The organism is Kitasatospora cineracea, assembly GCF_003751605.1.
GTDB classification, from domain to species: Bacteria; Actinomycetota; Actinomycetes; order Streptomycetales; family Streptomycetaceae; genus Kitasatospora; species Kitasatospora cineracea.
This window is the reverse complement of record NZ_RJVJ01000001.1, coordinates 3299614-3325917: the sequence shown is the minus strand read 5'-3', so window position 1 is coordinate 3325917 and position 26304 is coordinate 3299614. Positions and strand designations below refer to the sequence as shown.

Annotated in this window: 24 protein-coding genes and 2 riboswitches; of the genes, 9 read left to right on the top strand and 15 right to left on the bottom strand. The window is 73.9% G+C overall.

Annotated features, from left to right (window positions below):
* Positions 1-154 precede the first annotated feature (154 nt).
* The 4 genes from EDD39_RS15155 to EDD39_RS15140 all read left to right on the top strand — a co-directional run bounded on the left by EDD39_RS15155 (position 155) and on the right by EDD39_RS15140 (position 4277).
* Complete coding sequence (locus EDD39_RS15155) at positions 155-934, top strand: alpha/beta hydrolase (protein WP_123556404.1); 780 nt, start codon at positions 155-157, stop codon at positions 932-934.
* 10 nt (positions 935-944) lie between these two features.
* Positions 945-1574, top strand: a complete 630-nt coding sequence (locus EDD39_RS15150) for a hypothetical protein (protein WP_244256734.1) — start codon at positions 945-947, stop codon at positions 1572-1574.
* A 114-nt stretch (positions 1575-1688) separates the two neighbouring features.
* Positions 1689-2924, top strand: coding sequence for an IS701 family transposase (locus tag EDD39_RS15145; protein ID WP_123556402.1), 1236 nt, complete (start codon positions 1689-1691; stop codon positions 2922-2924).
* A 399-nt stretch (positions 2925-3323) separates the two neighbouring features.
* Positions 3324-4277, top strand: coding sequence for an IS481 family transposase (locus EDD39_RS15140; protein ID WP_123556400.1), 954 nt, complete (start codon positions 3324-3326; stop codon positions 4275-4277).
* On the opposite strand, the gene EDD39_RS15135 is transcribed toward EDD39_RS15140, so the two are convergent.
* The 5 genes from EDD39_RS15135 to EDD39_RS15115 all read right to left on the bottom strand — a co-directional run bounded on the left by EDD39_RS15135 (position 4274) and on the right by EDD39_RS15115 (position 8305).
* Positions 4274-5044: an endonuclease/exonuclease/phosphatase family protein gene (locus EDD39_RS15135; RefSeq protein WP_123556398.1), complete on the bottom strand. Its 771-nt coding sequence runs from the start codon at positions 5042-5044 to the stop codon at positions 4274-4276. The genes EDD39_RS15140 and EDD39_RS15135 overlap by 4 nt on opposite strands.
* 161 nt (positions 5045-5205) lie before the next feature.
* On the bottom strand, positions 5206-6147 hold the full coding sequence (locus EDD39_RS15130) for an ROK family glucokinase (protein ID WP_030460997.1): 942 nt from the start codon (positions 6145-6147) through the stop codon (positions 5206-5208).
* Between the two features lie 196 nt (positions 6148-6343).
* A complete protein-coding gene (locus EDD39_RS42690) occupies positions 6344-6652 on the bottom strand; it encodes a DUF5304 family protein (RefSeq protein ID WP_030460996.1) in 309 nt (102 codons plus the stop codon).
* A gap of 46 nt (positions 6653-6698) precedes the next feature.
* Entirely contained in the window at positions 6699-7865 is a 1167-nt protein-coding gene (locus EDD39_RS15120; RefSeq protein ID WP_123556396.1) for an ArsA family ATPase, read from the bottom strand.
* Positions 7866-7873: 8 nt separating this feature from the next.
* Positions 7874-8305: an SRPBCC family protein gene (locus EDD39_RS15115; protein WP_030460994.1), complete on the bottom strand. Its 432-nt coding sequence runs from the start codon at positions 8303-8305 to the stop codon at positions 7874-7876.
* Positions 8306-8552: 247 nt separating this feature from the next.
* Here EDD39_RS15115 and EDD39_RS15110 point away from each other — a divergent pair, with 247 nt between their 5' ends.
* Positions 8553-10349 (top strand): AMP-dependent synthetase/ligase, encoded by a 1797-nt coding sequence (locus EDD39_RS15110; RefSeq protein ID WP_123556393.1) that lies wholly within the window; start codon positions 8553-8555, stop codon positions 10347-10349.
* A 171-nt stretch (positions 10350-10520) separates the two neighbouring features.
* On the opposite strand, the gene EDD39_RS15105 is transcribed toward EDD39_RS15110, so the two are convergent.
* Positions 10521-11666, bottom strand: coding sequence for a glycosyltransferase family 4 protein (locus EDD39_RS15105; protein WP_123556391.1), 1146 nt, complete (start codon positions 11664-11666; stop codon positions 10521-10523).
* 256 nt (positions 11667-11922) lie between these two features.
* On the opposite strand from EDD39_RS15105, the gene EDD39_RS15100 reads away from it, so the two are divergent.
* Complete coding sequence (locus EDD39_RS15100; RefSeq protein ID WP_123556389.1) at positions 11923-13281, top strand: glycosyltransferase family 87 protein; 1359 nt, start codon at positions 11923-11925, stop codon at positions 13279-13281.
* A gap of 103 nt (positions 13282-13384) precedes the next feature.
* On the top strand, positions 13385-14287 hold the full coding sequence (locus tag EDD39_RS15095) for a carbohydrate kinase family protein (protein ID WP_123556387.1): 903 nt from the start codon (positions 13385-13387) through the stop codon (positions 14285-14287).
* 15 nt (positions 14288-14302) lie between these two features.
* On the opposite strand, the gene EDD39_RS15090 is transcribed toward EDD39_RS15095, so the two are convergent.
* The 6 genes from EDD39_RS15090 to EDD39_RS15065 form a co-directional block, all read right to left on the bottom strand.
* Entirely contained in the window at positions 14303-15352 is a 1050-nt protein-coding gene (locus EDD39_RS15090) for a gluzincin family metallopeptidase (RefSeq protein ID WP_123556385.1), read from the bottom strand.
* A gap of 227 nt (positions 15353-15579) precedes the next feature.
* On the bottom strand, positions 15580-16626 hold the full coding sequence (locus EDD39_RS15085; RefSeq protein WP_123556383.1) for a C40 family peptidase: 1047 nt from the start codon (positions 16624-16626) through the stop codon (positions 15580-15582).
* Positions 16627-16834: 208 nt separating this feature from the next.
* Positions 16835-17914 carry a C40 family peptidase gene (locus EDD39_RS15080; protein ID WP_123556381.1) on the bottom strand — a complete coding sequence of 360 codons (1080 nt, stop codon included), beginning with the start codon at positions 17912-17914 and terminating at the stop codon, positions 16835-16837.
* Between the two features lie 10 nt (positions 17915-17924).
* Positions 17925-18081: riboswitch (cyclic di-AMP (ydaO/yuaA leader) on the bottom strand.
* Positions 18082-18458: 377 nt separating this feature from the next.
* Positions 18459-19496 (bottom strand): C40 family peptidase, encoded by a 1038-nt coding sequence (locus tag EDD39_RS15075; protein WP_123556379.1) that lies wholly within the window; start codon positions 19494-19496, stop codon positions 18459-18461.
* Between the two features lie 184 nt (positions 19497-19680).
* Positions 19681-21066 (bottom strand): NYN domain-containing protein, encoded by a 1386-nt coding sequence (locus tag EDD39_RS15070; RefSeq protein WP_123556377.1) that lies wholly within the window; start codon positions 21064-21066, stop codon positions 19681-19683.
* A 180-nt stretch (positions 21067-21246) separates the two neighbouring features.
* Positions 21247-21513 (bottom strand): hypothetical protein, encoded by a 267-nt coding sequence (locus EDD39_RS15065; protein ID WP_123556374.1) that lies wholly within the window; start codon positions 21511-21513, stop codon positions 21247-21249.
* 149 nt (positions 21514-21662) lie between these two features.
* On the opposite strand from EDD39_RS15065, the gene EDD39_RS15060 reads away from it, so the two are divergent.
* Complete coding sequence (locus tag EDD39_RS15060; RefSeq protein WP_244256733.1) at positions 21663-22466, top strand: rhomboid family intramembrane serine protease; 804 nt, start codon at positions 21663-21665, stop codon at positions 22464-22466.
* Entirely contained in the window at positions 22463-22744 is a 282-nt protein-coding gene (locus EDD39_RS15055) for an Lrp/AsnC ligand binding domain-containing protein (RefSeq protein ID WP_030460982.1), read from the top strand. The genes EDD39_RS15060 and EDD39_RS15055 overlap by 4 nt, the downstream gene beginning before the upstream one ends.
* Position 22745: 1 nt before the next feature.
* On the opposite strand, the gene EDD39_RS15050 is transcribed toward EDD39_RS15055, so the two are convergent.
* The 3 genes from EDD39_RS15050 to EDD39_RS15040 form a co-directional block, all read right to left on the bottom strand.
* Positions 22746-24110 carry an aminotransferase class V-fold PLP-dependent enzyme gene (locus EDD39_RS15050; RefSeq protein WP_123556370.1) on the bottom strand — a complete coding sequence of 455 codons (1365 nt, stop codon included), beginning with the start codon at positions 24108-24110 and terminating at the stop codon, positions 22746-22748.
* A gap of 47 nt (positions 24111-24157) precedes the next feature.
* Positions 24158-24275: riboswitch (SAM riboswitch) on the bottom strand.
* A gap of 166 nt (positions 24276-24441) precedes the next feature.
* The gene (trpD, locus tag EDD39_RS15045) at positions 24442-25515 is read right to left on the bottom strand and encodes an anthranilate phosphoribosyltransferase (protein ID WP_123556368.1); all 1074 of its coding nucleotides are present in this window, start codon (positions 25513-25515) and stop codon (positions 24442-24444) included.
* Between the two features lie 131 nt (positions 25516-25646).
* Positions 25647-26072 (bottom strand): DNA-binding transcriptional response regulator, encoded by a 426-nt coding sequence (locus EDD39_RS15040; RefSeq protein WP_030460979.1) that lies wholly within the window; start codon positions 26070-26072, stop codon positions 25647-25649.
* Between the last annotated feature and the right edge of the window lie 232 nt (positions 26073-26304).

The window sequence follows — 26304 nt, the reverse complement described above, 5'->3', positions numbered from 1 at the left end:
CTCCTGTGGTGCGGACCGGACGATCCTAATGCCCCCGTCTGCCGCCCGGTGCACCCGGCGAACCGCCGGTGCCCGCGCCGGGCCCCTGTACGGCGCATCGCACCCGTGGGACGATCGAGCCACCCCCACCTGCCCGCACCTCCAGGAGTCCTGCATGCCGCTGCTGCCGGGAGCCGAGCCGTACCGCCGCGCGGGCGGTCCGGTCGGTGTGCTGCTGGTCCACGGTTTCACCGGTTCACCGCAGTCCATGCGTCCGTGGGCCGAACACCTCGCCGAGGCCGGCCTGACCGTCTCCGTCCCGCTGCTGCCCGGCCACGGCACCCGTTGGCAGGACCTCCAGCCGACCCGCTGGGAGGACTGGTACGCGACCGTCGGGGCCGCCTTCGAGGAACTCGCCGCCGACTGCGAGCAGGTCTTCGTCTGCGCGCTGTCGATGGGCGGCTCGCTGGCCCTGAAACTGGCCGCCGAGCACGGCGACCGGATCTCCGGACTGGTGCTCGTCAACCCGTCGGTGCGTTCCGACAACCCCGCGACGGTGCTCCTGCCGGTGCTGCGCCACCTGCTCCCCTCGCTCCCCGGCGTGGCCGGCGACATCGCGCTGCCCGGCGCCGCCGAGGTCGGCTACGACCGCCTGCCGCTGCACGCCGCCTGGTCGCTGTCGAAGCTGTGGGAGGGCGTCCAGCGGGGAATGCCGGCGGTGACCCAGCCGGTTCTGCTGATGCACAGTCCGCAGGACCACGTGGTCTCGCCGCGCAACTCGGCGCTGGTGCTCGCCCGGATATCCTCGACCGATGTGACGGAGCTGCTGCTCGAGCGCAGCTTCCACGTGGCCACGCTGGACCACGACGCCGGTCTGATCTTCGGGGCGAGCCTCGACTTCGTCCGGCGGCTGGCCCCGGCAGCGGCGGTCGATGCCGGGAACCACTCGGGCTGAAAGGCCGAATGTGAACGAGACCAGCAAGGCGAACGACGACGAGGACCTGCCCCGCGACGAGCCCACGGCGGCCCCCGACTCCCCCGCCCCGGCCGCCGGGGCCGACGGGGGCGCGCCCGCTCCGGCGCCGCGCCGCCCCGCCGCGGGCAGCCAGGCCGAACAGGACGCCATCTTCGCCGCGCTGGTCGCCCAGTTCGACGACCCGGTCGACCTCACCGACCCGGCCTGGCCCGAGGTGGAGAACCTGCGCGCCCAGCACGAGCGCGGCGAGCGTCCCCGGCCGACCGCACCTGCCGCCGGCAGCGGTGGCCTGGGCGACTTCACCCCGCGCCCGGTGCCCCGCCCGGGCGACGGACCGCGCGACTTCACCCCCGCCGAGGACCCGGACGAGGGCCACTTCGTCCCGCCGGAGCCCCCGCCGCTGCCCGCCGCCGACACCACCGCCAAGTTCGCCTGGCTGGCCGTCCTGGGCGGCCCCGCGCTGCTGCTGTTCGACGCGGTGGTGTGGCGCGAGGTCTCCGGCTGGCCCGCCTGGGTCGGCATCCTGTCCTTCCTGGGCGGCTTCGGCACCCTGGTGGCCCGGATGAAGGACCGCGACGAGGACGAGCCGGAGGACCCGAACGGCGGCGCCGTCGTCTGAACGCCCGCCGCCCGCCCGGAGGTTGACGACCGCCCGCCTCCGGGCCCTAGTAGTGCTTTGTTAGGTGGTGCGTGGGCTCTGGTCCCGGGTGTGTTTCGGGGGTTCTCTGGAGGTATGACTCCGGATGAACTGGGTTCGTTACGTGATGAGTTGCAGGCGTTCGCGGCGGAGGTGTTCGCTCCGCTGCGACGCTCGGACCAGCAGGACAAGGGCGTCAGCTACCTCCGTGGCCTGCTGCTGGACGGCCGGCGCAAGTCGATGCAGCCGATGGCCGAGCGGCTCGGCATCGACCACCAGCGCCTGCAGCAGTTCATCTCCTCCTCGACGTGGCCGGTGGAGCAGATCAGGTCCAGGCTCGCCGACCGTGCGACACGCGTCCTGGGAGCGGATGCGTGGGTCGTGGACGACACCGGCTTCCCGAAGGACGGCGCCGGTTCGCCGGGCGTGGCCCGCCAGTACTCGGGCCCTTTGGGCAAGGTCGGCAACTGCCAGGTGGGGGTGAGCGTTCACGCGGTCACCGACAGCGCGTCCTGCCCGCTGAACTGGAGACTGTTCCTGCCCGAGTCCTGGGATCCGGCGAAGGCCGCAGACCCGGCCGGGGCGGCCTTCGCCGAACGCCGCCGGGCCCGCTGCGGAATCCCGCCCACCGAGGGCCACCGACCGAAGTGGCAACTGGCCCTGGAGATGCTCGACGAGCTCGCAACGTGGAAGCTCCTCCCTCCGGTCGTGGTCGCCGACGCCGGCTACGGCGACAACGCGCACTTCCGCGCGGCCCTCGACGAGCGCGGGCTGCGGTGGATCGTGCAGGTCAAAGGTCTGACGACCGCCCACCCCATCGACGCCGTCACCCACCGACCGCCCTACGGCGGACTCGGCCCACGGCCCAAGCCCCGCTACCGCACCCGTCCCGTTCCGCTGGCCGAGCACGTCCGGGCCGCAGGTCGGGAAGCAGCCCGGACGGTGACCTGGCGGCGTGGCTCCCGCGACCACCTGACCTCGACCTTCGTCGTGCTGCGCGTGCGTCTGGCCGGACGTCGTCCACGGATCGAGGAGGACGGCACCCTGCCGCCGTGCTGGCTTCTTGCCCAGTGGCCGCCGGAGGTGTCGGAGCCGTCCCACTACTGGGTCTCGAACCTGCCCGAGGACACCCCTCTCGAGGAACTCGTGCGGCTCGCCAAGATCCGCTGGCGGATCGAGCACGACTACCGCGAGCTCAAGACCGCCCTCGGCCTGGACCACTTCGAGGGCCGTTCCTGGGTGGGCTGGCACCGGCACGTCACGCTCGTCACCGCGGCCCACCTCTTCGTGACACTGACCCGGAGCCGCCCAAAAGTCCCTGCTCGGGCATGACCCTCTACCAGACCGTCAGAGCACTCCAACAGCTCCTGGCCACCTGGAACGGACCATGCCCGACATGCCACCGCCCCGCCGCCACACCAACCCCAGCCCCGACCTAACAAAGCACTACTAGGGCCCGTCTTCAAACCCCCGCCTGCCCCGCGACGCCTGGCACGCCCTCTCGCCGCACCGGGCGAAAGGCCAAGTACATCCAACGAGGCCTTCCACCCGGCACGCCGAGAGCACGCACCAGACGCGGCAGGGTTGCGACGGGGGTTTGAAGACGGGCCCTAGGTGTTCTGACCATGGAGGTTGGTGACGGGGTTCACGGTGTGGTGATCTTGAAATGAGTGAGGGCCTTCTGGCCTGGTGTGGATTGCGACATCTGCACCGGCGACCAGAAAGGCCCTCATGCCACACCGTAACGCACCGCTGACCGAGACCGGACGGCTGCGCCTGGCCCGCTGCGTGGTCGAGGACGGCTGGCCGCTGCGGCGGGCCGCCGAGCGCTTCCAGGTCTCACCGACCACGGCCAAGCGGTGGGCGGACCGCTACCGGGAGCTCGGCGAGGCCGGCATGAGCGACCGCTCCAGCCGACCGCACCACAGCCCGAACCGGACCCCGACCCGCACCGAGCGGCGGATCATCAAGGTCCGCGTCCTGCGCCGCTGGGGCCCGGCCCGCATCGGCTACCTGCTCCACCTGAACCCGGCCACCGTGCACCGGGTCCTGACCCGCTACCGACTCGCCCGCCTCTCGCACCTCGACCGTGCCACCGGCCGGCCGATACGACGCTACGAGCATTGCGCGCCGGGCGAGTTGGTCCACGTCGACGTCAAGAAGCCCGGCAACATCCCCGACGGCGGCGGCCACAGGGCACTGGGTCGCCCCGCAGGCCGCAAGAACCGCTCCGGAGTCGGCTACAGCTACCTGCACAACGCCGTCGACGACCACTCCCGCCTGGCCTACAGCGAGATCCTCACGGACGAGCGCAAGGAGACCGCAGCCGCGTTCTGGGCCCGGGCGAACGACTTCTTCGCCCGGGCCGGGATCACCGTGAAGCGGGTCATGACCGACAACGGCTCCTGCTACAAGTCCCACCTCTGGCGCGATGCCCTCGCGTCCGGCGGGATCACGCACAAACGCACCCGCCCCTACCGGCCGCAGAGCAACGGCAAAGTCGAACGCTTCAACCGCACCCTGCTCGACGAATGGGCCTACGCCAAGCCCTACCGCACCGAACAGGAACGCCGAGACGCCTACCCCGCCTGGCTCCACACCTACAATCACCACCGCGGACACACCGCACTCGCAGGCCAACCACCCGCCAGCCGCGTCCCCAACCTCACAGGACAGAACACCTAGGCCTGCGGCTCCGGGGCCGGGACGCGCAGCGCGGCCAGCACCGGCAGGTGGTCGGTGGCCGCCCGCAGGTCCGCCGCCGTGACGCCCGGCAGCGGGTACGGCACCCCGCAGCCCAGCACCTCGACGTCCGGCGTGGCGAACACCCCGTCGATCCGCTGGTAGGGCTGCGCGGGCACCGAGGTGTACGTCCCGCCCCAGGGCGCCGCGGCGTGCGCGTCGGTCAGTTCTGCCGCGAGGCCGCGCCAACCCGGGCCCTCCGGCGGCTCGTTGAAGTCTCCGGCGATCACGCCCGGTTCGCCCGGCCGCAGTTGGTCCCGCAGCAGGCCGAACTGCCGCAGCCGCTCGGCGGGTTCGAGGCTCAGGTGGCAGCTGGTCACCGAGAACGGCCGGCTCCCGCCGATCCGCAGCAGCGCACTGGCGAACCCGCGCGCGTGCAGCCCCCGGGTCTTGGGCAGCAGCACGTCCCGCAGCTCCAGCAGGTCCACCCGCAGGTTGCCCAGCAGCAGCGGCCCGGCCGCCACCCGCCCGCCGCCGGCCAGGATCACCAGGCCGGTCTTGTGCGCCAGCCAGGCCGCCGCCTTCTCGGTCTTCCAGTACCGGGGCGACTCCTGCACGCACACCACGTCCGGTTCGCAGGCCCGGATCACCCGGGCCACCGCGGCCCGGTCGTCCCGCAGCGACCGCACGTTGTAACTCAGCACCCGCACCCGGCGCGCCCCGTCCGGCTCCGCCCCGGACGACGCCAACGCAACCTCAGTGTCCGTCACCTGACCGACAGTAACAGGGATGGGGCGACGGTTGGTTGAGGAGGCGTGCAGCGGCCGGGAGGCCGTGCCGCAGCACGCGACCGGGGCGCGGGGAGCGGCGCGCGGCGGGCGTCACCGCCCGGCCGCGCGCCGCTCCCCGCGCCCCGGTCGGGCGCCCGTCGTCAGATCCGGGCCAGGTCCGCCGCGCCCGCGATGCCGGACGCCGAGCCCATCGACGCCAGCACCACGTGGGCGCGGGGCCGGGCCGGGCCGCCGGTCAGGTACTTCTCGAAGCTCGCCGCGACCGGGTCGAGCAGCAGGTTGCCGGAGTCGGAGACGCCGCCGCCGAGGACGAAGACGGCCGGGTCGAACAGCGCGGCGAGGTCGGCCATGCCGCGGCCGAGCCAGTCGGCGAGCTCCGCGTAGCAGGACAGCGCCAGCGGGTCGCCCTCCTCGGCGGCCTCGGTGATGTGGATGCCGCGGATGGTCTCGGCGACGCCGTCGTTGAGGTCGAGCATCCGCTTGCCGGCGATCGGGTCGGCGGCGGCGCGCTCGCGGCCGTAGCGGCGCAGGGCGCGGCCGGAGCCGTACTGCTCCCAGCAGCCGTGGCCGCCGCAGCCGCACTCCAGGCCGTCGGGGACCATGTTGAGGTGGCCGATCTCGCCGGCCACGCCGAACCGGCCGCGGTGCAGCCGGCCGTCGAGGACGATGCCGCCACCGATGCCGGTGCCGACGGTGATCAGGACCATGTCCTCGTACTCGGCGGCGGCGCCGAACCGGAACTCGGCCCAGGCGGCGCAGTTGGCGTCGTTCTCGACGACGGTCTCCAGGCCGGTGAGCTCCTCGACCCGCTGCTTGAGGGGCTCGTTCTCCCAGGCGATGTTCGGCGCCATCAGAACGGTGGAGCGGTCCCGGTTGACGAACCCGGGCGCACCGACGCCGACCGCCGCGACGTCGGGGAACTGCTCCTTCAACTCCCGTACGCCCTGGGCGATGGCGTCGACCGCCCACTGGGGGTCGGCCGGGGTCGGCACCCGGGTCTTGGCCAGAATCTCGCCGGACTCGTCGACCACGCCTGCTGCGATCTTGGTACCGCCGACGTCCACGCCGATGGTCAGAGCCATGTGTCCCTCAGCTATTCACTCGTTCCCGCTCAGCGGAACCGTACCCGCTGAGGGGTACCCACGTATACAGCCAGGCGTACATTATTCGAAGGCAATTCCCGGCCCACTGGTCATGGTGCCTTCAGAAGTCATACCAACGGTACCGTTCGGTAATGAGTTTTCGTCGTAGCGTGACGGCGATATTCCACTGCCTTAACTACTTGTCGGAGGGCCCGTCGGCCCCGTCCAGGTCCACCCGCTCGGTCCCGGCGTGTTGGGGCGCGGACCAGCTCCGCTCGTGGCCGGCCACCGCGGCCCGGTAGGCGGCCAGCAGCTCACCGCCCGCGGCGGCGAGGTGGCCGTACACCTCGGGGTTCGACTCGCGCAGCCGGCCGCCGAACTCCACGGCCTTGCCGCCCAGTGCGGTGGCGAACCTCCGCACCTCCTCCACCAGCGGCGCGAACTCCCCCGCCCCGGACGGCCGTTCCCGCTCCTGCCGCTCCGCGTCCTGCTGTTCCGTGCTCACCGCGCCACTCCCTCTCTCTCCTGCTGCGTTCTTCCCCGGCCTCGGTCTACCCGCGCGGCCACAGCGCGGGATCGGGCGTGAACCGCACCGACAGCACCCCGTCCGCCAGTCCGGCCCCGCTGACCGTGCAACGGCGCAGGCCGGACGGGAGTGCCAGGACCCGCCGGTAACCTCCGACGCCGAGCACCAACTCGTCGCCGCGGCGCAGCAGTTCCAGCTCGCCCCGGTCGGCGCCGGGCAGCGGCAGGTGCCAGACCAGCCGGTTCTCCTCGGCCAGCCGGTCCTCGACCCGGGGCTCGGCGGGGGCGGGCGGCCGGGGCGCGCCGGCCGCGTAGAGCCGCTCGGCGAGCGTCTCCAGGTCGCCGTCGGGCTGCCGGGCGACCAGCACCGGCGCCCCGCCGACCTGCTCGGCGACGGCGGCCAGCTGCTCGTCCTGCCGGGCGGCCGCGGCGGCCAGCCAGGGGTCGGCGGAGCCGGTCGCGGCGGCGGGCAGCGCGCCGTGCGCGACCACCGCGTCCAGCGGGAGGCCGTGCAGCGCCAGCCCGGCCCGGATCCGGGCCAGCGCGCGCGGCGCCGGGCGGGCGGCGTCCAGCACCAGGCGGACGGTGGTGCCGGGGGCGGTGATGGCGGCGGCCGCCTCGGCGAGCGCGGCGGACGCGGCGGCCCGGGCCTCGAACAGCTTGTCGGTGGGCATCGGGACGCCGGCCAGGCCCGCCAGCAGCGGGCGCAGCGCCCGGGCGGCCTGCCGCTGCTCGGGCAGCAGCCGGGCCAGGTAGCGCTCCAGCTGGGCGGGCAGCGCCAGGGTGGCGATCAGTTCGGCGGGCGGCGGGGCGGCGACCACCAGCACCTCGGCCTTGGCCCGGGGCAGCGCCCGCAGCAGGGCGAGGGCGCGGGTGCCGGGCAGCGGGGCGAGTTCGTCGGGGTCCAGCGGCTGGGCGCCGATCAGGTCGAGCGCGGGGGCGAGCCGGTCGCGGTAGCCGTCGAGGGCGGCCCGGAAGGCGGCCTGCTCGTCGAGCCGGACGGCGGCCAGGTGCCGCTCCAGGTCGACGGGTCCGGGTCCGAGCCGGACGCCGAGCAGGTCGTCGACGGCGCGGTGCGGGTCGTCGGCGGCCAGCAGCAGGGTGTCGCTGCCCTGCCGGGCGTGGTGCAGGGCGGTGGCGGCGGCGATCCGGCCGGACTCCGGGCCGCTGACCAGTACGGTGCGGGTGGCCACGAGCCGGGTCAGCCCTCGACGCGCTTCTTCAGGCCGGCCAGCGCCCGGTCGATGATGACCTTCTCGGCCTTGCGCTTGATCATGCCGAGCATCGGGATCTTGACGTCCACGGCCAGCTGGTAGGTGACCTCGGTGCCCTTCCCGGCGGGGGCGAGCGCGTAGGAGCCGTCCAGGGAGCGCAGCATCTGGCTGCTGACCAGCGTCCAGCTGACCACCCGGTCGCCGTCCCAGGTGTAGGCGAGGGTGTGCTCGTCGCGGATCGCCCCGGCGTCCAGCAGCAGCCGGACCTTGGCGGCGCGGCCGTCGGGGCCGGTCTCCAGGACGTCGATCTCCTTCACCTCGCCGGTCCACTCCGGGTAGGCGGCGAAGTCGGCGATCACCGCCATGACCTCGGCCGGGGTGGCGTCGATGACAATGCTCGACCTGGTGTGCTCCGCCATTGCGGCCTCCGCGATCTCCCTGTGCTGCTGTACGCCCAGCAGAGGCTATCGCGGGCGGGACCGCGCGCTTCCCGCGCGGGCACCTACCGGCGGGTCACCTCCGCGCTGTCGTAGGGTTCGAATCGGCCCGCCGCACTTCCGACCTGCGGTGTGACGATCGGAACACCGGGGCCGACCCCCCTGGCCGAACCCGCCTACCCGGCAGTAACGTCCAGTCGTCCCGCAGCGTCGCAGACGAGGAGCAGTCTTGCTCGACGAGTTCAGCCTTCCGGCCCGCTACCAGGTCCCGAGCGACGGCAACCTCGCCGACCTGGTCCACCAGAACGCGGAGCGCCACCCGGGCGTCGCTGTGCTCAGCCGCAAGTCCGCCGGGCAGTGGCAGGACGTCACCGCCGCACAGTTCCTCACCGAGGTGCACGCCGTCGCCAAGGGCCTGATCGCCACCGGCGTCGGCCCCGGCGACCGGGTCGCCGTGATGTCCCGCACCCGCTACGAGTGGACGCTGCTCGACTTCGCGATCTGGACCGCCGGCGCGATCACCGTCCCGGTGTACGAGACCTCCTCCGCCGAGCAGGTGCAGTGGATCCTCGGCGACTCCGGCGCGCTCGCCGTCGTCACCGAGACCGACCAGCACGCCGCTGTGGTCGAGCGGGTCCGCGGCGAACTGCCGGAGCTCGAGCACACCTGGCAGATCGAGCAGGGCGGCATCGCCGAACTGACCCGGGCCGGCGCCGGCGTCGACGACGCGGTCGTCGCCGAACGCCGGCGGCTGGCCCGGCCGGACTCGATCGCCACCATCGTCTACACCTCCGGCACCACCGGCCGCCCCAAGGGCTGTCAGCTCACCCACGGCAACTTCCTCGCCGAACTGGGCAACGTCACCGCCCGGATGCCCGAGCTGTTCCGCACCGGCGAGTCCTCCGTCCTGCTCTTCCTGCCGCTGGCCCACGTGCTCGGCCGGATCGCCGAGATCGCCGCCGTCATCGCCCCGGTCAAGCTCGGCCACGTCTCCGACATCAAGAACGTCACCGCGGAACTCGGCTCCTTCCGGCCGACCCTGATCCTCGGCGTCCCCAGAGTGTTCGAGAAGGTCTACAACACCGCCCGCGCCAAGGCCCAGTCCGACGGCAAGGGCAGGATCTTCGACCGCGCCGCCGACACCGCCGTCGCCTACAGCCGCGCCCTCGACGCCGGCGGCCCCTCGCTCGGCCTGCGGATCCGCCACGCCGTCTTCGACAAGCTGGTCTACAGCAAGCTCCGGGCCGCCCTCGGCGGCCGCTGCAGGACCGCCATCTCCGGCGGCGCCCCGCTCGGCGAGCGGCTCGGCCACTTCTACCGCGGCATCGGCTTCTCCGTCCTGGAGGGCTACGGCCTCACCGAGTCCTGCGCCGCCACCGCCTTCAACCCGAACGACAAGCCCAAGATCGGCACCGTCGGCCAGCCGCTGCCCGGCTCGGCGATCCGGATCGCCGGGGACGGCGAGGTCCTGCTCAAGGGCCCGCAGATCTTCACCGGCTACTGGAACAACCCCGCCGCCACCGCCGACGCCCTGCAGGACGGCTGGTTCGCCACCGGCGACCTCGGCTCCCTCGACGACGAGGGCTACCTCACCATCACCGGCCGCAAGAAGGAGATCATCGTCACCGCCGGCGGCAAGAACGTCGCCCCCGCCGTGATCGAGGACCGCATCCGCGCCCACGCGATCGTCGGCGAGGTCATGGTGGTCGGCGACCGCAAGCCCTTCATCGCCTGCCTGGTCACCGTCGACGACGAGTTCTTCCCCCACTGGAAGGCCCTCAACAACAAGCCCGCCGACGCCACCGTCGAACAGCTCCGCGACGACCCCGACCTGCTCGCCGCCGTCCAGGCCGCCGTCGACGACGGCAACCAGGCCGTCTCGCACGCCGAGGCCGTCAAGAAGTTCCACCTCCTCACCACCACCTTCACCGAGGCCGGCGGCCACCTCACCCCCTCCCTCAAGCTCAAGCGCAACGTCGTCCTCAAGGACTTCGCCACCGAGATCGAGGGCCTCTACACCCGCTAGGAGCAGGCGCACCCCAGCGAAAGCAGGGGCGCGGGGAACTGCGCGGCCAAGCAAGCACGCACAGCCGGATCGCCCCGCAGGACAGTGTGTTGCACTATCCCGCGACCGCACCGACGTGCGACTCCGCCGCGCGCAGTTCCCAGCGCCCCCGGCCCCGCATCCCGCGGCCCCCTACCGCTCCGGCGACAGCAACCCCGTCAGCCGCTCCGCGAGCATGTCCCAGCGCCAGGCCTCGTGCACCCACTTGCGCCCGGCCTCGCCCATCTCGCGTCGCAGACCCTCGTCGCCGAGCAACCGCACCAGCCGCTGCGCCAGCAGCTCCTCGCCGCCCACGCCCGGCACCACGTACCCGGTCTCGCCCTCGCGGACGGCGTCCGGCGCCCCGCCCGAGTCCCCGGCGACCACCGGCAGTCCGGTCGCGGAGGCCTCCAGGTAGACGATGCCGAGGCCCTCGACGTCCAGCCCGCCGCGCCGGGTGCGGCAGGGCATGGCGAAGACGTCGCCGGCCCCGTAGTGCGCGGGGAGCTCCTCCCAGGGGACGGCGCCGGTGAAGACCACCGAGGAGCGGACGCCCACCGTGTCGACGAGCTTCTCCAGCTCCGCCCGGTACGGCCCGCCGCCGACGATCAGCAGCACCGCGTCGGGCTGGGCGGCCAGCACCCGCGGGAGGGCCCGGATCAGGGTGTCCTGCCCCTTGCGCGGCACCAGCCGCGACACGCACACCACCACCGGCCGCTCGCTGAGCCCGAGCCGGGCCCGGACGGCGTCGCCCCCGGAGTCCGGCCGGAAGGTGGACTCGTCGACGCCGGGCGGCAGTTGGACCATCCGCGCGGCGGCGTCCGGGCCGACCGCGCGGGCGATCCGGGAGCGGGTGTACTCGCCGAGGTAGGTGAGCACGTCGGTGCCGGCCCCGATCCGGCGCAGCAGCTGTGCGGAGACCGGCAGTTGGGCCCAGGCGGCCTCGTGGCCGTGGGTCATGCCGAGCAGCCGTGCCGCACCGGCCCGGCGCAGCGCGGGGGCCATCAGCCCGAGCGGGGCGGCGGCGCCGAACCAGACCGAGGTGCAGCCCTCGGCGCGGAGGATCTCCGCGGCCCGGCGGGTGACCCGGGGGGTGGGGACCATCATCCTGGTCCGGTCGCGGATCACCCGGAAGGGCTGCTGGGCGTCGAACTCGGCGACCTCCCGGCCGTCCTTCCAGGTGGAGGCGTACACCACGACGGACCCGGCGGGCTGCCGGACGGCCATGTTGTGGACGAACGCCTGGATGCCGCCGGGCCTGGGCGGGAAGTCGTTGGTGACGATGAGGGTCTTGTGCATTGCCGCGGCTCGCTCGGTCGGGGGGTGCTCGGACTACCTGTGAGTGGTCCGTACGATAGGTCACCGTGCCCGTTCGCCGGGAACGCGGCCCGGGCCCGGCCGGAGCGCCGGCCGCCCCGCCGCCCCGGGCGGTTCGGACACGGTTCGGTGACGCCGGTGGCGCCGCCGCAACCGTTCGGGCCCGGCGGCGGTCCTTCCGGTGAGGGCCCCGTCCGGCCGGTGTTCCGGCGTGCACGCGACGACCTGAAGGAGCGCAGTGGAGTCAGCCCAGGCCGAGAGGTCCGGTGGCGCGGAGCCGTCGGCGCCGTCGTCCCCGGCCGGTGCCGCGCCGAGCCGCCGTCCGCTGTGGGCACTGGCCGCCGGCTGGGTGGCGACCCGGGCGCTGATCGTCCTGATGGCGCTCAACGTGCTGCGGATCGGCGACGTCAGCTCCGACATCTCGGTGATCTACCACAGCTGGTACGAGGTGCTGCGCACCGGGACCTTCCCGCTGGACGACGTGACCTGGCAGTACCCGCCGGGCGCGGCGCTGGTGATCCTGCTGCCGGGGCTGCTGCCCTGGTCGTACCTGGTGTCGTTCTTCGTGATCTGCGGGGTGGTGGACGCGGCCGCGATGGCGCTGCTGATGCGCGCGGGCGTCCGCCGGGGCCGCAGCTACCTGGGCGGCTGGTACTGGGTGGCGGGCGTGCCGCTGCTGGGGCCGACGGCGTACTGCCGGTACGACATCATCGTGACGGCGCTGGCGGTCGCGGGCCTGCTGGTGATGCTGCGGCGGCCGGCCCTGAGCGGGGTGCTGCTGGGCCTGGGCGGGCTGCTGAAGGTGTGGCCGCTGCTGGCGCTGATCGGTTCGCCGCGCGGCCGGCGGACCAGGCGGGCGTGGACCTCGGCGGTGGCGTTCGCGGCCGCGCTGGGCTTCCTGCTGACGGCGGGCATGAACGGGGCGTTCGAGTTCCTGAAGTTCCAGTCGGAGCGCGGCATCGAGATCGAGTCGGTGGGCGCGCTGCCGCTGCACTTCGCCCGGCTGGCGGGGTCGTGGCACGGCACCGTGACGATGAACTACGGCTCGACGGAGTTCCTCGGGCCGTGGGTGCCGGTGATCTCCAAGGTGATGGTCGGGCTGTCGGTGCTGGGCTTCGGCTGGCTGCTGGTGTGGCGGCTGCGGGCGGCCCGCTGGACGACGGCGACCACCTTCGACGCGGCGCTGTGCGCGCTGCTGATCTTCGTCACGACCAGCCGGGTGATCTCCCCGCAGTACCTGATCTGGGTGGTCGGCCTGGTCGCGGTCTGCCTGACGGTGCGCGGCAGCAGCCAGCGGCCGGTGGCGGTGCCGGTGCTGGTGGCGGCGGCGCTGACCACGCTGGAGTTCCCGGTGATGTTCGGCGCGGTGAACCACAGCCAGCTGAGCGGCGTGCTGGTGCTGACCGCCCGCAACCTGCTGCTGGTGGTGTGCACGGTGCTGTCGGCGTACCGGCTGTGGCGCTCGACCCGGCCCCGGGAGGCGCTGACCACGGTGGTGCTGCCGGCCGGGCAGGCCACCCCGCAGTACCCGGTGCGGCCGGGCATCGCCTACGAGCAGGACCTGCTGGACGACCTGGCCCCGGCCGACCGCCCCTGACCTCGGGCTCCGCCCTCCGGAGGCCCTCCGGCTCCCCCGAAGCATCCTTGCAAGTTTCTGAAAACTCTTGCAGGGGTGGCTTCCGGGCTGCCACCATCGCCGGATGATCGACTACGACATCCTGATCGTCGGCGGCGTCGGCGTGGACACCATCGTGCGGGTGGACCGGCTGGAGGTCCCCCCGGGCCGCGACTCGGTGGGCGTGCTCCCGGTGCTGGACTACCCCGCGCACACCGGCAACGGCGTGGCCCTGGCCTGCCTGGCGCTCGGCCTGCGCACCAAGTTCGCCGACTTCCTCGGCGACGACCCGCAGGGCGCCCTGGTGCTGGCCGAGTACGCCCGCCGCGGCCTGGACTTCAGCCACCTGCCCGCCCCGGCCGGCACCCCGCGCAGCGTCAACCTGGTCGACCGGGACGGCCTGCGGTTCTCCTTCTACGACGGCCGGCACCCGGCGGACGCCCGGCTGCCGCGCGAGTTCTGGCTGCCGCTGCTGGAGCGCTCGGCGCACGTCCACCTGTCGATCACAGGCGTCAACCGGGACATGTACCCGGACATCGAGCGCCTGGGCCGCAGCAGCTCCACCGACCTGCACGCCTGGGACGGCGTCAACGAGCACCACCTGCACTACGCCCTCCGCTCGGACCTGGTGTTCCTCTCCGCGGCGGGCCTCGGCGGCCGCCCGGAGGCGGCGATGCGCGCGGTGCTGGCCCGGGGTCGGGCCGAGCTGGTGGTGGCCACCGCGGGCGCGGACGGCGCCTTCCTGCTCACCCGCGGGGACGCCGCGCCCCGGCACTTCCCGACCGTCGACCCGGGCGCCCCGGTCGTGGACAGCAACGGCGCGGGCGACGCCTTCGTCTCCGGCTTCCTGCACCGGCGGCTGGCGGGCCGCCCGGTGGAGGAGTGCATGCGGGCCGGCGCGGTGGCCGGCGCGTACACCTGCACCGTCGCGGGCACCCACACCGCGTTCCTGGACGCGGCCGGCCTGGAGCGGGCGCTGGACGCCTGAGCGCGCGGGCGGCGCTCAGCTCCGGAGCCGGGCCACCTCGGCCGTCCAGTCCTTGGTGAACTCCGCGACCCCGATGCCGAGTTGGGCCTTCATGGCGCGCTCAAGACCGCCCTCGCCGAAGGACCCGACGGTGCGGTAGAACGCCACCAGCCGGTCCTGCCCGTACCGGCGGGCGATCAGGTCGCAGGCCAGCCAGGCCAGCTCGTAGGCCTGGGCGATGCCGGCCGCCCCGGCCGCGAACGCCTCGTCGGCGGGCAGCGCGGCGGGCATCCGGCCGGCCTGGACGTCCTTGGCCAGCTCGGGGGCGATCTGCCGGACGGTGCGCCCGGTGTCCCGGTAGCCGGTGTAGTCGGCGACGCCCTCGGAGAGCCACAGCGGCGTCCAGGACTTGGTGTCGGCCCGGGTGGCGACGTGGGTGGCCTCGTGGGTGACCACCACCCGGCGGCCGAGCTCGCTGAGCTGCCGGTAGGCGTCGGGGTTGACCACGATCCGGTCGGCGGGGGTGTGCACGGGGGCGCCGCCGACCGCCAGGGTGACCGCGGCTATGCCCTGGTAGGCGTCCGCGGAGACGTCCATCCGGCGGGCGAACTGCTGCTCGGTGAGGGGCAGTTCGAGCAGCAGCCGGCCCGCGAACGGCCCCCAGACCGCCTCCACGGCGGGCACCGCGCGGTCGGCCAGCTCGGCCAGCGCGGCCAGTTCCGCCCCCTCGCCGAGGCCGAGCACCAGGCTGTGCCGGCCGTCCGCGGCCCGGACGGTGCCCAGGTCCCAGGGCGCGGCCGCGCCGGTCGCCGTCTCCCGGGCCACCCGCCAGCCGTCCGCCTCCCGGACCAGCTCGACCTGCCGCTCCAGCAGCGCCGGGTAGTCGTCCACCCCGGCCAGCCGGTAGCCCAGCTCGGCGCCGACCCGCACCCGGGCCGCGTCGGCCGGCGGCTCGGCGAAGGAGGTCAGCCGCAGCGTGTACTCGGCGAAGCGCAGCCCGGCGGTCCGGGCCAGCAGGTCCCGGTCGGCCTCCTCGGAGCCGTCCGCGGAGACCGCCAGCAGCGCGGCGGTGTCCCGCCCGGCCACCGCCCGGGCCCGCTGCCCGAGCAGCCGGACGGCGGTCTCCCGCAGCCCGGGGGGCGCCTCGGCGGGCGCGGCGGGGGCCGGGCGGCCGGGCCGCAGCAGGGGCAGCGACAGCTGGGTGGCCCCGGCGGCGGCCAGCAGCAGGGCGGCCCGCCGGGACAGCGGAGCACCGGCCCGCGGCGGCCCGCCGGCCGTCGTCAGGTCGGTGACCAGGGGTTCGTCGACGAGGCTCAGATCCGTACCACCGAGCTGACCGGCATCGCGCTGACGCTCTCGTAGCGGACCCGGGCGCCGGGGTGGGGCGCGTGCACGACGACGCCCCCACCGGCGTACATGCCGACGTGGTGCCTGTCGTTGAAGAAGATCACCAGGTCTCCGGGCCGGGCTTCGGCGAGGCTCACCCGCCGGCCGGCCGAGGCCTGTTCCTGCGAGGTCCGCGGCAGGGTCACTCCGGCCTGCCGCCATGACCAGTACATCAGACCGGAGCAGTCGAAGGTGCCGGGGCCGGTCGATCCGTAGACGTACGGGGAGCCGATCTTCGAGATGGCGGCGGCCAGCGCGGCGGCGGCCCGGTCGGAGGAGGGCGGCTGGTCGCCGAGGTCGATCCGGTCGGTGCCGCGGGTGGCGCGCCGCCGGGCGGCCCGGGCGTCGTCGGCCGCGATCCCGGCCCGGTCGGCGGGGGCGAGGCCGTTCAGCAGCCGCTGGGCCCTGGCCAGCCGTTCGCGGACGTCGTCCTTGGCGGCGGCCAGCCGCTGCCGGGCCTGCTCCAGCTCGGTGAGCTTGGCGCCGGCCTCGTGCCGCCGCTCGTCGAGCCGGCGCGCCCGCTCGGCCACGTCGCGCAGCCGGTCGCCCTGCCGGGCGGTGGCCTGTTCGAGCGAGCGGGCGCCGGTGAGGTAGCCGGCCGGGTCCTGGTCCAGCATCAGCCGGACCGCGGGGTCGATGCCCTGGGCCCGGTACTGGGCGGCGGCGACGGCGCCCAGGTCGCCGCGCAGCCGGTTCAGCTCGTCCTGCCCGGCGGCGACCTGGTCCTGCAGGGTGCCGGCCTCGGCCTGCAGCCGGCGCTGCTGCTCCAGCGCGGCGTTGTACTGCTCGGAGGCCCGCTCGGCCTCCTCGTAGAGCTGGTCGACCTGCGCCTTGACCTGGTCCTTGGTCGGCGCGGGCTCGGCGTGCGCACCGCCGACGGTCAGGCCGAGCGCGCTGGTGGCGGCGGCGGTGAGCGCCAGGGCCCGGGCGAGGCGCTGGACGCCGGGCAGTGGGGTGCGGCGGGGCACGGACACGCGCGACGGCTCCGTTCTGCGACCGGCCTCCGCCGCCGTCCGCGGTCGGACGGCCGTCCTCGCGGGGGCCCGGGGGCAGAGGTTAGCGAGTCGGATCGATCCAGTCCAAACCCTGACAGCACCGAATATTTGACCATGAATCGGACACCCGAACGGAAACGGCCCGGCACCCCGTGCGGGGTACCGGGCCGACGGCTCCGACGGAGCGTCAGATCCGGACGATCCGGTTGATCGGCATGACCGTCGCCGACTCGTAGCGGACCTGCGCGCCGGTGTGCGGGGCGTGGATGATCTGCCCGTTGCCGACGTACATCCCGACGTGGTGCTGGTCGCCGTAGTAGATGATCAGGTCGCCCGGGCGGGCCTTGGAGATGTCGGTGCCCAGGCTGGTACCGGCCCCGGCCTGCGCCTGCGAGGTCCGCGGGATCGACACGCCGGCCTGCTTGTAGGCCCACTGCATCAGCCCGGAGCAGTCGAAGGTGCTCGGGCCGGCCGCGCCGTACGAGTACCAGCTGCCGAGCTTGGAGACGGCCGCGCCGACCGCGTTGCCCGAGAAGCTGGAGGACGCCGGGGCGTTCAGCTCGACCCGGGCGGTGTCGCGGGAGGCCCGCTGCGACTGCTGGGCGGCGTCGGCCTTCGCCCGGGCGTCGTCGGCGGCCTTGGCCTCGGCGGCGGCGAGCTGCTCGCGCTCCTGCTGGGTCAGCGTGTTGAGCAGGTCCTGGGCCTTGGCCAGCTTCGCCTGGACGTCCTCCTTGTCGGCCTTGAGGGCCTTGGTGGTGGTGTCCAGTTCGGCGAGCTTGGACTCGGCCTCCTTGCGCTGCGCGTCGAGCTGCGCCTGCTCGTCCTTGAAGGTCTTCAGCAGGTCGGCCTGGGTGGAGCCGACCGCGTTCAGCGCGCCGGCCTGGCCGAGGAAGGTGTCCGGGCTGCTGGAGAGCATCAGCTGCATGGTCTGCGGCATGCTGCCGGTGCGGTACTGCTCGGCGGCGATGCCGGCCAGCGCCTCGCGGGCGGTGGTGACGTGCTCCTGCTGGCAGGCGAGCTGGTCCTGGAGCTGGCCGACCTGCTGCTGCAGCGCCTGCTGCTTCTCGACCGAGGCGTTCAGCGCCTCGGTCTTGACCTCGGCCTGCTCGTTGAGCTCGTCGACCTGGGCCTTGACCTGGTCCTTGGTCGGCGCGGGGTCGGCGTGCGCACCGCTCTGGGCGGACAGCGCCACGGCAGCGGCGGCGGTGGCAGTGAGAATCGAGACCCGGGCACGGCCGACGGGCTTGGGACGGCGATGGGACGCCACGAAGGCGGACTCCTTCTTCCTCACACCGCCTACCGGGTGAGCTGACGGGTTCGGGCCGGAAGAGATGCCCTACGGCGCTTCACCGACCGCGCGCGGCGGTCGACCGGGCGCCGATTCACCCCGGGGGAACGTGGTTCCCCGGCTCCGTTCGACAGCACCCCCACAGGGGTATCCCCGTCGGCAGACCCGGTGTTGACGGTCTGCCCGCTGCGTCACGGACTCGGCGGCGACCTCCGCCGCCGCCCCCCTTGGGCGATCGACACTGCGGTGGTCGAGGCACGACCCTAGTAACCGATCCGTGATCCGTTCAAATCCTTGTCGGAAAAAAATCTGATTCTGAATCAAACACCCCGGTAAATCTGACCGAACGTGATCGATTCCTTACCCCGAGCACAGCGTTTCCCGCCATTCACCCGGGAAACACCACACCCGGGCGTGTCTCGAATCACAGGGTGATTGCGAGCCGCCCGGGCGTGTCACGACGCGTCAATTGTTGCCCGGTGGGGCGTTTGTCCGATTCGTTGGGCCGTCAGGCCCGCCCCGCTCAGACCCGGCGGATGGTGGAGATCGGCAGGGTGTCGACCTTCATCGTCTTCACCACGTCACCGGTGCGCGGCGCGTGCACCACCAGGCCGTTGCCGATGTACATGCCGACGTGGTGCCGGTCGCCGTAGTAGACGACCAGGTCGCCGGGCTGCGCGTTGTGCCAGTCGGTGCCCACGCTGGTGCCGTAGCTGCCCTGCGACTGCGAGGTGCGCGGCAGCGAGACGCCGGCCTGCTTGTACGCCCACACCATCAGGCCGGAGCAGTCGAAGGTGCTGGAGCCGGTGGCGCCCCACACGTACGCCGAACCCTGCTTGCTGAGCGCGGCCGCCACCGCGGTCGCGGCGTAGCCGCTGGCCGGCGGCAGGCTCTTCGGGTCGATCCGGTCCGCGCTGCGCGAGGCGGTGCCGCCGGAGCCCTGGAGGATCGCGGCGCGGTCCGCGGCGTTCAGCTTGGAGAGCAGCTTCTGCGCCTCGGCGAGCTTGCTCTGCACGTCGTTCTTGGCGTCGTTGAGCGCCTGGGTCTGGCTGTCCAGCTCGTGCAGGACCTGGGCGGCCTCCTGCTTCTGCTGGTCCAGGCGGCGCTGCTGGTCCTTGAGGGACTTGAGCGTCTCGGCCTGGGTGCTGGCCGCCTGCCCGAAGGAGGTGGCCTGGGTGAGGTAGTGGTCCGGGTCCGAGGAGAGCATCAGCTGCATCGACGGGTCGACGCCGCCCTGCCGGTACTGGTCGCCGGCCACCGCCGCCAGCCCGGAGGCCAGCTCGGTCAGCTGCTCCTGGCCGCGGGCCACCTGGTCCTGCAGGTCGTCGGCCTGCTTGCGCAGCTGGTCGGCCCGCTCCTTGGCGCCGTTGTACTTCTCGGCCGACTGCTCCTGCTCCTCGAGCAGCTTGTCGACCTGCGCCTTGACCTCGTCCTTGTTCGGCTGGGCCGGCGCGGCGTGCGCACTGGCCTGGGCCGTCAGGGCGACCGCGGTCGCGGCGGCGGCGGTGAACACGGAGATCCGCGCACGGCTCGGCTGCTTGGGACGGCGGTGGGAGGCCAAGGGTGAGCTCCTTCTTCCTGCTGGACTCACCCCGACGAGTGATGGTCCGGAATATAGGTTTGACGCCAGACCCTAGTGAAGTCCCAGCCCCCGCGTCCACTCCCGGGGGCTTCCGGTTCCACCTCCCCGCCCCCCTTCACCGGACCGTCACACCCCGGCCGCCCGCAGGCCCGCTGACCGCCCCTCAGCTGCGGGCCAGCCGGTTCAGCAGCAGCACCGAGGCCACCGGCCGCGCCCCCGCCTTGCGGACCCCGTCGGCCACCTCCTTGTCGGCGGAGACCACCACCACCGGACGGCCCTGCGGCTCGGCCCGCACCAGCCGCCGGATCAGCTCGTCCGCGGTCTCCCCGGTCCGGCTGAACCGCACCCGCACCCCGCGCGGCGGCGCCATGATCACCGGCACGTCCAGGTCCTGGCCGTCGAACACGCAGGTCACCTCGGCCTGGGTGCGCTGGGCCAGCATCGCCAGCCCGCCCAGCAGCCTCAACCGCTGCTGCTCCAGGGGCAGTTGCGGGTACCCGGTCTTGGTCACGTTGTAGCCGTCCACCACCAGGTGCACCTGCGGGATCGCCAGCAGCTGGTCCAGCAGCGCCGGGTCGTCCTCGGCCAGGCCGCGCCGGGCCACGTCGTGCGGCGAGGCCGAACCGGGCTCGACCGCCTCCACCAGGTCGGCCGGGCGCAGCGCGGTCACCGGCAGCGCCAGCTCGCGCTGCAGGCCCTGCGCCGACTGCAGCACGCTGTCCAGCAGCAGCCGCAGCCGCATGTCCTCGACGCTGCGGCCCTCCCGGGCGGTGCGCCGCCCGCTCTCCACCGCGGCCTCCAGCTCGGCGATCCGGTGCCGCAGCCGCCGGGCCTCGCTCTCGGCGGCGCTGCGCTCGGCCGCCGCGGCGGCCCTGGCCGCCTCCAGCTCCCCGGCCAGCCGACGGCTCTCGGCCTGCGCCCGGCGGGTGTCCGCCTCCAGCGAGCGGACCTTCTTGCGCAGCGACTCCGCCTCCTTGCGCACCCCCTCCGCCTCGACCCGGTGCCGCTCCAGCTCGCCGCGGGCGGCGGCCCGGGCCTCGGCCAGCTCCTCCTGGAGCTTCCCGGCCAGCCGGGCGGCCTCGGCGGCGGCGCCCTCGGCGTCGGCCCGCTCGGCCTCCTCGCCGGCCTCCTCGACCAGCCGGGCCCAGCCGGCCGGGCGGACCAGGTAGGCGGCGGCCGCGACGTCCATCGGGTCGGCGGCGGCCGGGACGGTGCCGGTCTCCAGCGCCTGCACCAGGTCGGGCTGGCCGAGCCGCAGCCGTTCGGCTATCCGGACCCGGAACGCCGGGTCCGACTCCAGCGCGGCGGCCAGCGCGGTCGCCGCGTACTTGGCCCGCCGGGCCGGGGTGAACTTGGCGTACGGGCGCAGCGAGGCGGGCAGTTCGCCCGCCGCGATGCCGCCGAGCGCGTCGGAGGCGATGCCGACCACCCGCCGGCGCACGCCCTCGGGCAGGGGGCGCCCGGCCGTCTCCGCGCCGTCGTGCGGCTCCGGGGCCGGGCCGGGCGCGGTCCCGTCCGTGCCCGCGGGCGCGTTCGCTGCCTCCGCCACTGTCCTCGGCTCCGATCCTGGTCCGGGCGGGCCCTCCCGGCGGGTGCCGGGCGGGCGTTGCTGTCCGCCGCTGCTGCTCAATTGTCCCGTCTACCGTGCCGCACCGACAGCACCCCGCCGACGAGTCCGCCCCGCGCCCCCGTCCGGGGCGGACGGGAACGCGGGGCGGTGGGAACTGCGTCAGCCCTGCTGGGCGTCGCCCTCGGCGGGCTCCTCGGCACCGGGACGGGCCACCAGCTCGACCTGGTCGACGGCGTTGCACCAGCGGCAGCGCACCGACTCGATGGTCTCGGACAGCACCTGGGTCTCCTCGACCTTCGACTCGCCGGAGAGGTCGAAGTGCAGGAAGTCGGTCACCCGGGACGAACGGGTGACGTCGAAGCGGGTCAGGTTGCCGCACAGGGTGCAGCGCCAGCGGGTCTCGGCGGTCGGCGCGGCAATGCTCATCAGTGGTCCCTCTCGGCTGGTCCCGGTTCCGGGCCTCCAGCCTATTGCCTGCGGCCGGACGGACGGATCACCGGTCCACAGCCCGGACGCTCACCCGGCCGGCCCAGCGCCCGGTGTCGCGGGTGCGCCCCCGAGGAATGCTGACCGGTATGGTGCTCTCCGCCCCCGCCCGGGCCGGTTCGCCGGCGGCCGAGCGGGCCGCCCGCACCCCGGTCGCCACGTACCTGCTGATCGCGCTGGCCGCCCTGGTCATGCTGCTCGGCCCGTCCGGTCCCAACCCGCTGTACGGCAGCGGCGACGCCCGGGCCTGCGCCGAGCAGCGCTACGAGCACCGCTGGGGCGCCGTCCCGGCCGAGCTGCTGGGCGGCCGCCCCCTGACGGCCGCCCAGCTGTCGGCGCTCCCCCCGGCGGCGCCCGGCTGCGTGCTGCCGGCCACCCCCGGCAAGAGCCCCGAACTGTCGGTGCTGACCGCGCTGTTCGTCCACGCGGGCTGGCTGCACCTGATCGGGAACCTGCTGTTCCTGTACGTCTTCGGTCCGGCCGTGGAGGCCCGGCTGGGCCGGGTCCGCTTCCTGGTCGGCTACCTGGCGATCGGCTACCTGGCCACCTACGGCTACGCGCTGGCCGAGTCCGGCACCCCCGACGCGGTGCGGGCGCTGGTCGGCGCGTCCGGCGCGATCGCCGGGGTGCTGGGCGCGTTCCTGCGGCTGTACCCGCGGGCCCGGGTGACCGCGCTGGTGCCGCTCCTGCTGTTCCTCCCGCTGCGCTTCCCGGCCTGGCTGGTGCTCGGCCTGTGGTTCGTCCTGCAGTCCTGGTCGGTCACCTCCGGCGGCGACGGGGTGGCCTACCTGGTGCACGTGATCGGCTTCGCCACGGGCTGGCTCTTCGCCTGGGCCGCCCGTCCGGCGGGCGATACCCTGGGCGCACCTTCTCGAACAGGAGTTGCTCAGTGATCACCGCGATCGTCCTCATCAACACCGACGTCGACCGGATCCCCGAGATCGCCGAGGCGATCGCCGCCATCGAGGGCGTCAGCGAGGTCTACTCCGTCACCGGCACCTACGACCTGGTGGCCATGGTCCGGGTCCGCAACCACGAGGACCTGGCCGAGGTGATCCCCGGCCGCCTCAACAAGGTCCCGGGCGTGACGAACACCGAGACCCACATCGCCTTCCGCACCTACTCGCAGCACGACCTGGAGGCCGCGTTCTCGCTCGGCCTGGACGGCTGACTCAGCCCTGCCGGCGGGTGTCCGCGACGCAGCGGCCGCCCTCGTTGCGGTAGCTCCACTGCGCGCCGTCGCTGACCAACTCCCCGACCGCGGCCAGGAACCGGTCCAGGTGCTCGACGGGCGTCCCGGCGCCGAAGCTCACCCGGATCGCGTTCAGGCTGCGCTCGCCGGGCAGCGACGGCTCCGGCGCCCCGCACTGGCCGGGGGCCGACTCCTCCCCGCCCAGCAGGGTCCGCACCAGCGGGTGCGCGCAGAACAGCCCGTCCCGGACGCCGATGCCGTACTCGGCGGACAGCGCGGCCGAGAAGTGCGAGCTGTTCCAGCCGCGCACCACGAAGGACACCACGCCGACCCGGTCGGAGCCCTCGCCGAACAGGTTGAGCACCCGCACCTCGGGGATCGCCGCCAGGCCCTCGGTCAGCTTCGCCACCAGCGCCCGCTCCCGGGCCTCCAGCGCCTCGAAGCCCGCCTCGTCCAGCGCCCGGCAGGCCGAGGCGATCGCGTACGCGCCGATCACGTTCGGCGAACCGGCCTCGTGCCGGGCCGGGCCGGTGTGCCACTCGACCGCCACCGAGCCGTCCAGCTCCCGGGCCACCGTCCGGCTCGCCCCGCCGCCGGCCAGGTACGGCTCCGCCGCGTCCAGCCAGTCCGAGCGGCCCGCCAGCACGCCGGCCCCGAACGGCGCGTACAGCTTGTGCCCGGAGAACGCCACCCAGTCGACGCCCGACTCCCGCACCGAGACCCGGTGGTGGGGCGCCAGCTGGGCCGCGTCCAGCACCACCCGGGCGCCGTACCGGTGCGCGACGGCGGTCAGCTCCTTCACCGGCCACAGCTCGCCGGTCACGTTGGACGCGCCGGTCACGCAGAACAGCTTCGGGCCCTGCCCCGCGCCCAGCAGCGCCTCCTCCAGCGCCGCCACCGCCTCGGCGTGCGAGCGCGGCGCCCGCAGGTAGCGCACCGTCAGGCCCTCGCGCCGCCACGGCAGCAGCGAGGCGTGGTGCTCGGTCTCGAACGCGAACACCTCGGTCCCGGCCGGGACCGCCCCCGCCAGCAGGTTCAGCGAGTCGGTGGTCGCCCGGGTGAACACCACCTGGTCCCCGTCCCGCAGGTCCAGGAACTCCGCGACGGTCCGCCGGCTCTGCTCGAACAGGTCGGTGGACAGCTGCGACAGGTACCCGGCCCCGCGGTGCACCGACCCGTAGTACGGCGCGTACGCCGCCACGTCGTCCCACACCCGCTGCAGGGCCGGCGCGCTCGCCGCGTAGTCCAGCGCCGCGTACCCGACCTTCTCCCCGGAGGCCAGCGGGACCTCGACGTCCCCGCCCAGCACCGCCAGCGGCTCGCAGATCTCGGTGACGACAGACATGGGTGCACTCCTCCAGGGGTCAGGACCCCGGAAGTGCACCCACCGGAAGTCCGCGCTTGCCACGCGGACTCATCGCCGCGCGGCCCGGTCCTCACCCAGGGCACCCCGCCACGGACGGAGGGTTGCCGGACAGCAAGCTGGGGCTTGTCGCTGCCACTCATGACCTGCGGAAGACAGTACACGAGACCACCCCGGTCTCAACACCCGTCCACATCCCGATACGGAACCGGCCCCGGCGGCGGCCGGGGAACGGCGGGCCGACCCGGCCGAAGTCCCTTGCGGCCGGGGGCAGTCGGCGCCGGAGCTGCGGACCGGCCGCCCCGGCCCGCCCTCAGGCCCGCGTCGCCTCCGCCCAGCGCTTCAGCAGCTCCCCCGCCGCCCCGGAGTCGATCGCCGCCGCCGTCCGCCCCATCGCCGCCGCGATCTGCTCGACCAGCGGCGCGTCCCCGAGCTCCAGTGCGACCAGCGCGGCCGCGCTGTTGAGCAGGACGGCGTCCCGCACCGGCCCGCGCTCGCCGTTCAGCACCCGGCGCGCGACCTCCGCGTTGTACTCGGCGTCGGCGCCGCGCAGCGCCTCGATCCCGACCAGGTCGATCCCGACCTCGCGCGGGTCGAACTCGAGCTCCGTCACCTCGCCGCCGCGGATCACCCAGACGTGCGAGGTGGTGGTGACGGTCAGCTCGTCGAGCCCGTCGTCGCCCCGGAAGACCAGGCCCTGCGCGCCGCGCCGGGCCAGCACGCCGGCGATCAGCCCGGCCAGCCGGGTGTCGAAGCAGCCGACGGCGTGCGAGGTGACCTTCGCCGGGTTGGTGAGCGGGCCGAGGATGTTGAAGACCGTCGGGACGGCCAACTCGGCGCGCGCCTGGGCGGTGTGGCGCATCGAGGGGTGGAACTTGGCGGCGAAGCAGAAGGTCAGGCCGACCTCCTCGGCCACCGCCGCGACCCGGTCGGCGGACAGCTCCAGGTTGATGCCGAGCCGGCCGAGCACGTCCGAGGAACCGGAGGCCGAGGAGGAGGCCCGGTTGCCGTGCTTGACCACCTTCGCCCCGGCCGCGGCCGCGACCACCGCGGACATGGTGGAGATGTTGACGGTCTTGGCCCGGTCGCCGCCGGTGCCGACGATGTCGACCGCGGGGCCGGGGATCTCCAGCGGCAGGGCGTGCGCGTACATCGCCTCGACCAGGCCGGCGATCTCCTCGACCGTCTCGCCCTTGCCGCGCATGGCGATCAGGAAGCCGGCCACCTGGACGGGGCTGGCCTCGCCGCTCATGATCCGGTCCATCGCCCAGGCGGTGTCGGCCTGGCCGAGGTCGTTCCCCCGCAGCAGCGAGCTGAGCAGGTCGGGCCAGGTGCGGACCACCTGCGCGGGGTCGCTACCGCCGTTCGCAGAGTGCGCGTTCACCATGGCTGACTCCAGCTCTCGTCATCGTCCCGGAGGGATCCCAGAGGAATGACGTCAGCCTATCGAGGGAGCGGGGACGGCCGCCCGGGGTTGCCGTCCCCTTCTCTCCAGTTGAGACGCGGTGGTGGGACGGCTCAGCGCCCGGCGGGCGCCCGCCGGGCCAGCCGGGCCCGCAGCAGCGCGGTCGCGGCGTCGGCGAGGGCGACCGGGTCGACGGGGTGCGAGATCGCGGCGTCGGCCCGGCTCCAGGCGGCGAGCCAGGAGTCCTGCGGCCGGCCGATCACCACCAGCACCGGCGGGCAGCCGTAGATCTCGTCCTTCAACTGCCGGGTCAGGCCCAGCCCGCCGACCGGAGCGGCCTCGCCGTCCAGCACGCACAGGTCGATGCCGCCCTTCTCCAGGGCGCGCAGCACCGCGGGGGCGGTGGCGCACTCCAGGTACTCGAGGGCGGGCACGTCCGCGGCGGGCCGCCTGCCGAGGGCGAGGGTCACCTGCTCACGGGTGTTGCGGTCGTCGCTGTAGACGAGAACGGTGAGCGTCTCGTCGGAGTGCTGCGCCATGGCCCCTGCTTCCTGGTGCTCGTCCTCTTATATGTGTGCCCACGCCGGGCGGCCCCGACCGAACGGCCCAGTGTGACCCGGACCACGTCCTGGGACGGATGCTACTCCCGCGCGCCCGTCCTGCGGAGACCCCGACGCGATCTCGCTCAAGCCGCCGCGCCCTGGACTCACCCCGCCGGCCCAGTACGCTCACCCGGTCCGAACAACCGTCAGAAAACGGGCGGTGCGCGAG

Excerpts from the sequence above, each read along its gene's own strand:
- EDD39_RS15105 (WP_123556391.1), bottom strand. The coding sequence starts at position 11,666 with ATGCACAAGACCCTCATCGTCACCAACGACTTCCCGCCCAGGCCCGGC.
- EDD39_RS15065 (WP_123556374.1), bottom strand. The coding sequence starts at position 21,513 with ATGAGCATTGCCGCGCCGACCGCCGAGACCCGCTGGCGCTGCACCCTG.
- EDD39_RS15040 (WP_030460979.1), bottom strand. The coding sequence starts at position 26,072 with ATGGCGCAGCACTCCGACGAGACGCTCACCGTTCTCGTCTACAGCGAC.
- trpD (WP_123556368.1), bottom strand. The coding sequence starts at position 25,515 with ATGGTGAACGCGCACTCTGCGAACGGCGGTAGCGACCCCGCGCAGGTG.
- EDD39_RS15115 (WP_030460994.1), bottom strand. The coding sequence starts at position 8,305 with ATGGCGGAGCACACCAGGTCGAGCATTGTCATCGACGCCACCCCGGCC.
- EDD39_RS15130 (WP_030460997.1), bottom strand. The coding sequence starts at position 6,147 with ATGGCTCTGACCATCGGCGTGGACGTCGGCGGTACCAAGATCGCAGCA.
- EDD39_RS15060 (WP_244256733.1), top strand. The coding sequence starts at position 21,663 with ATGGTGCTCTCCGCCCCCGCCCGGGCCGGTTCGCCGGCGGCCGAGCGG.
- EDD39_RS15095 (WP_123556387.1), top strand. The coding sequence starts at position 13,385 with ATGATCGACTACGACATCCTGATCGTCGGCGGCGTCGGCGTGGACACC.
- EDD39_RS15145 (WP_123556402.1), top strand. The coding sequence starts at position 1,689 with ATGACTCCGGATGAACTGGGTTCGTTACGTGATGAGTTGCAGGCGTTC.
- EDD39_RS15050 (WP_123556370.1), bottom strand. The coding sequence starts at position 24,110 with ATGTCTGTCGTCACCGAGATCTGCGAGCCGCTGGCGGTGCTGGGCGGG.
- EDD39_RS15140 (WP_123556400.1), top strand. The coding sequence starts at position 3,324 with ATGCCACACCGTAACGCACCGCTGACCGAGACCGGACGGCTGCGCCTG.
- EDD39_RS15155 (WP_123556404.1), top strand. The coding sequence starts at position 155 with ATGCCGCTGCTGCCGGGAGCCGAGCCGTACCGCCGCGCGGGCGGTCCG.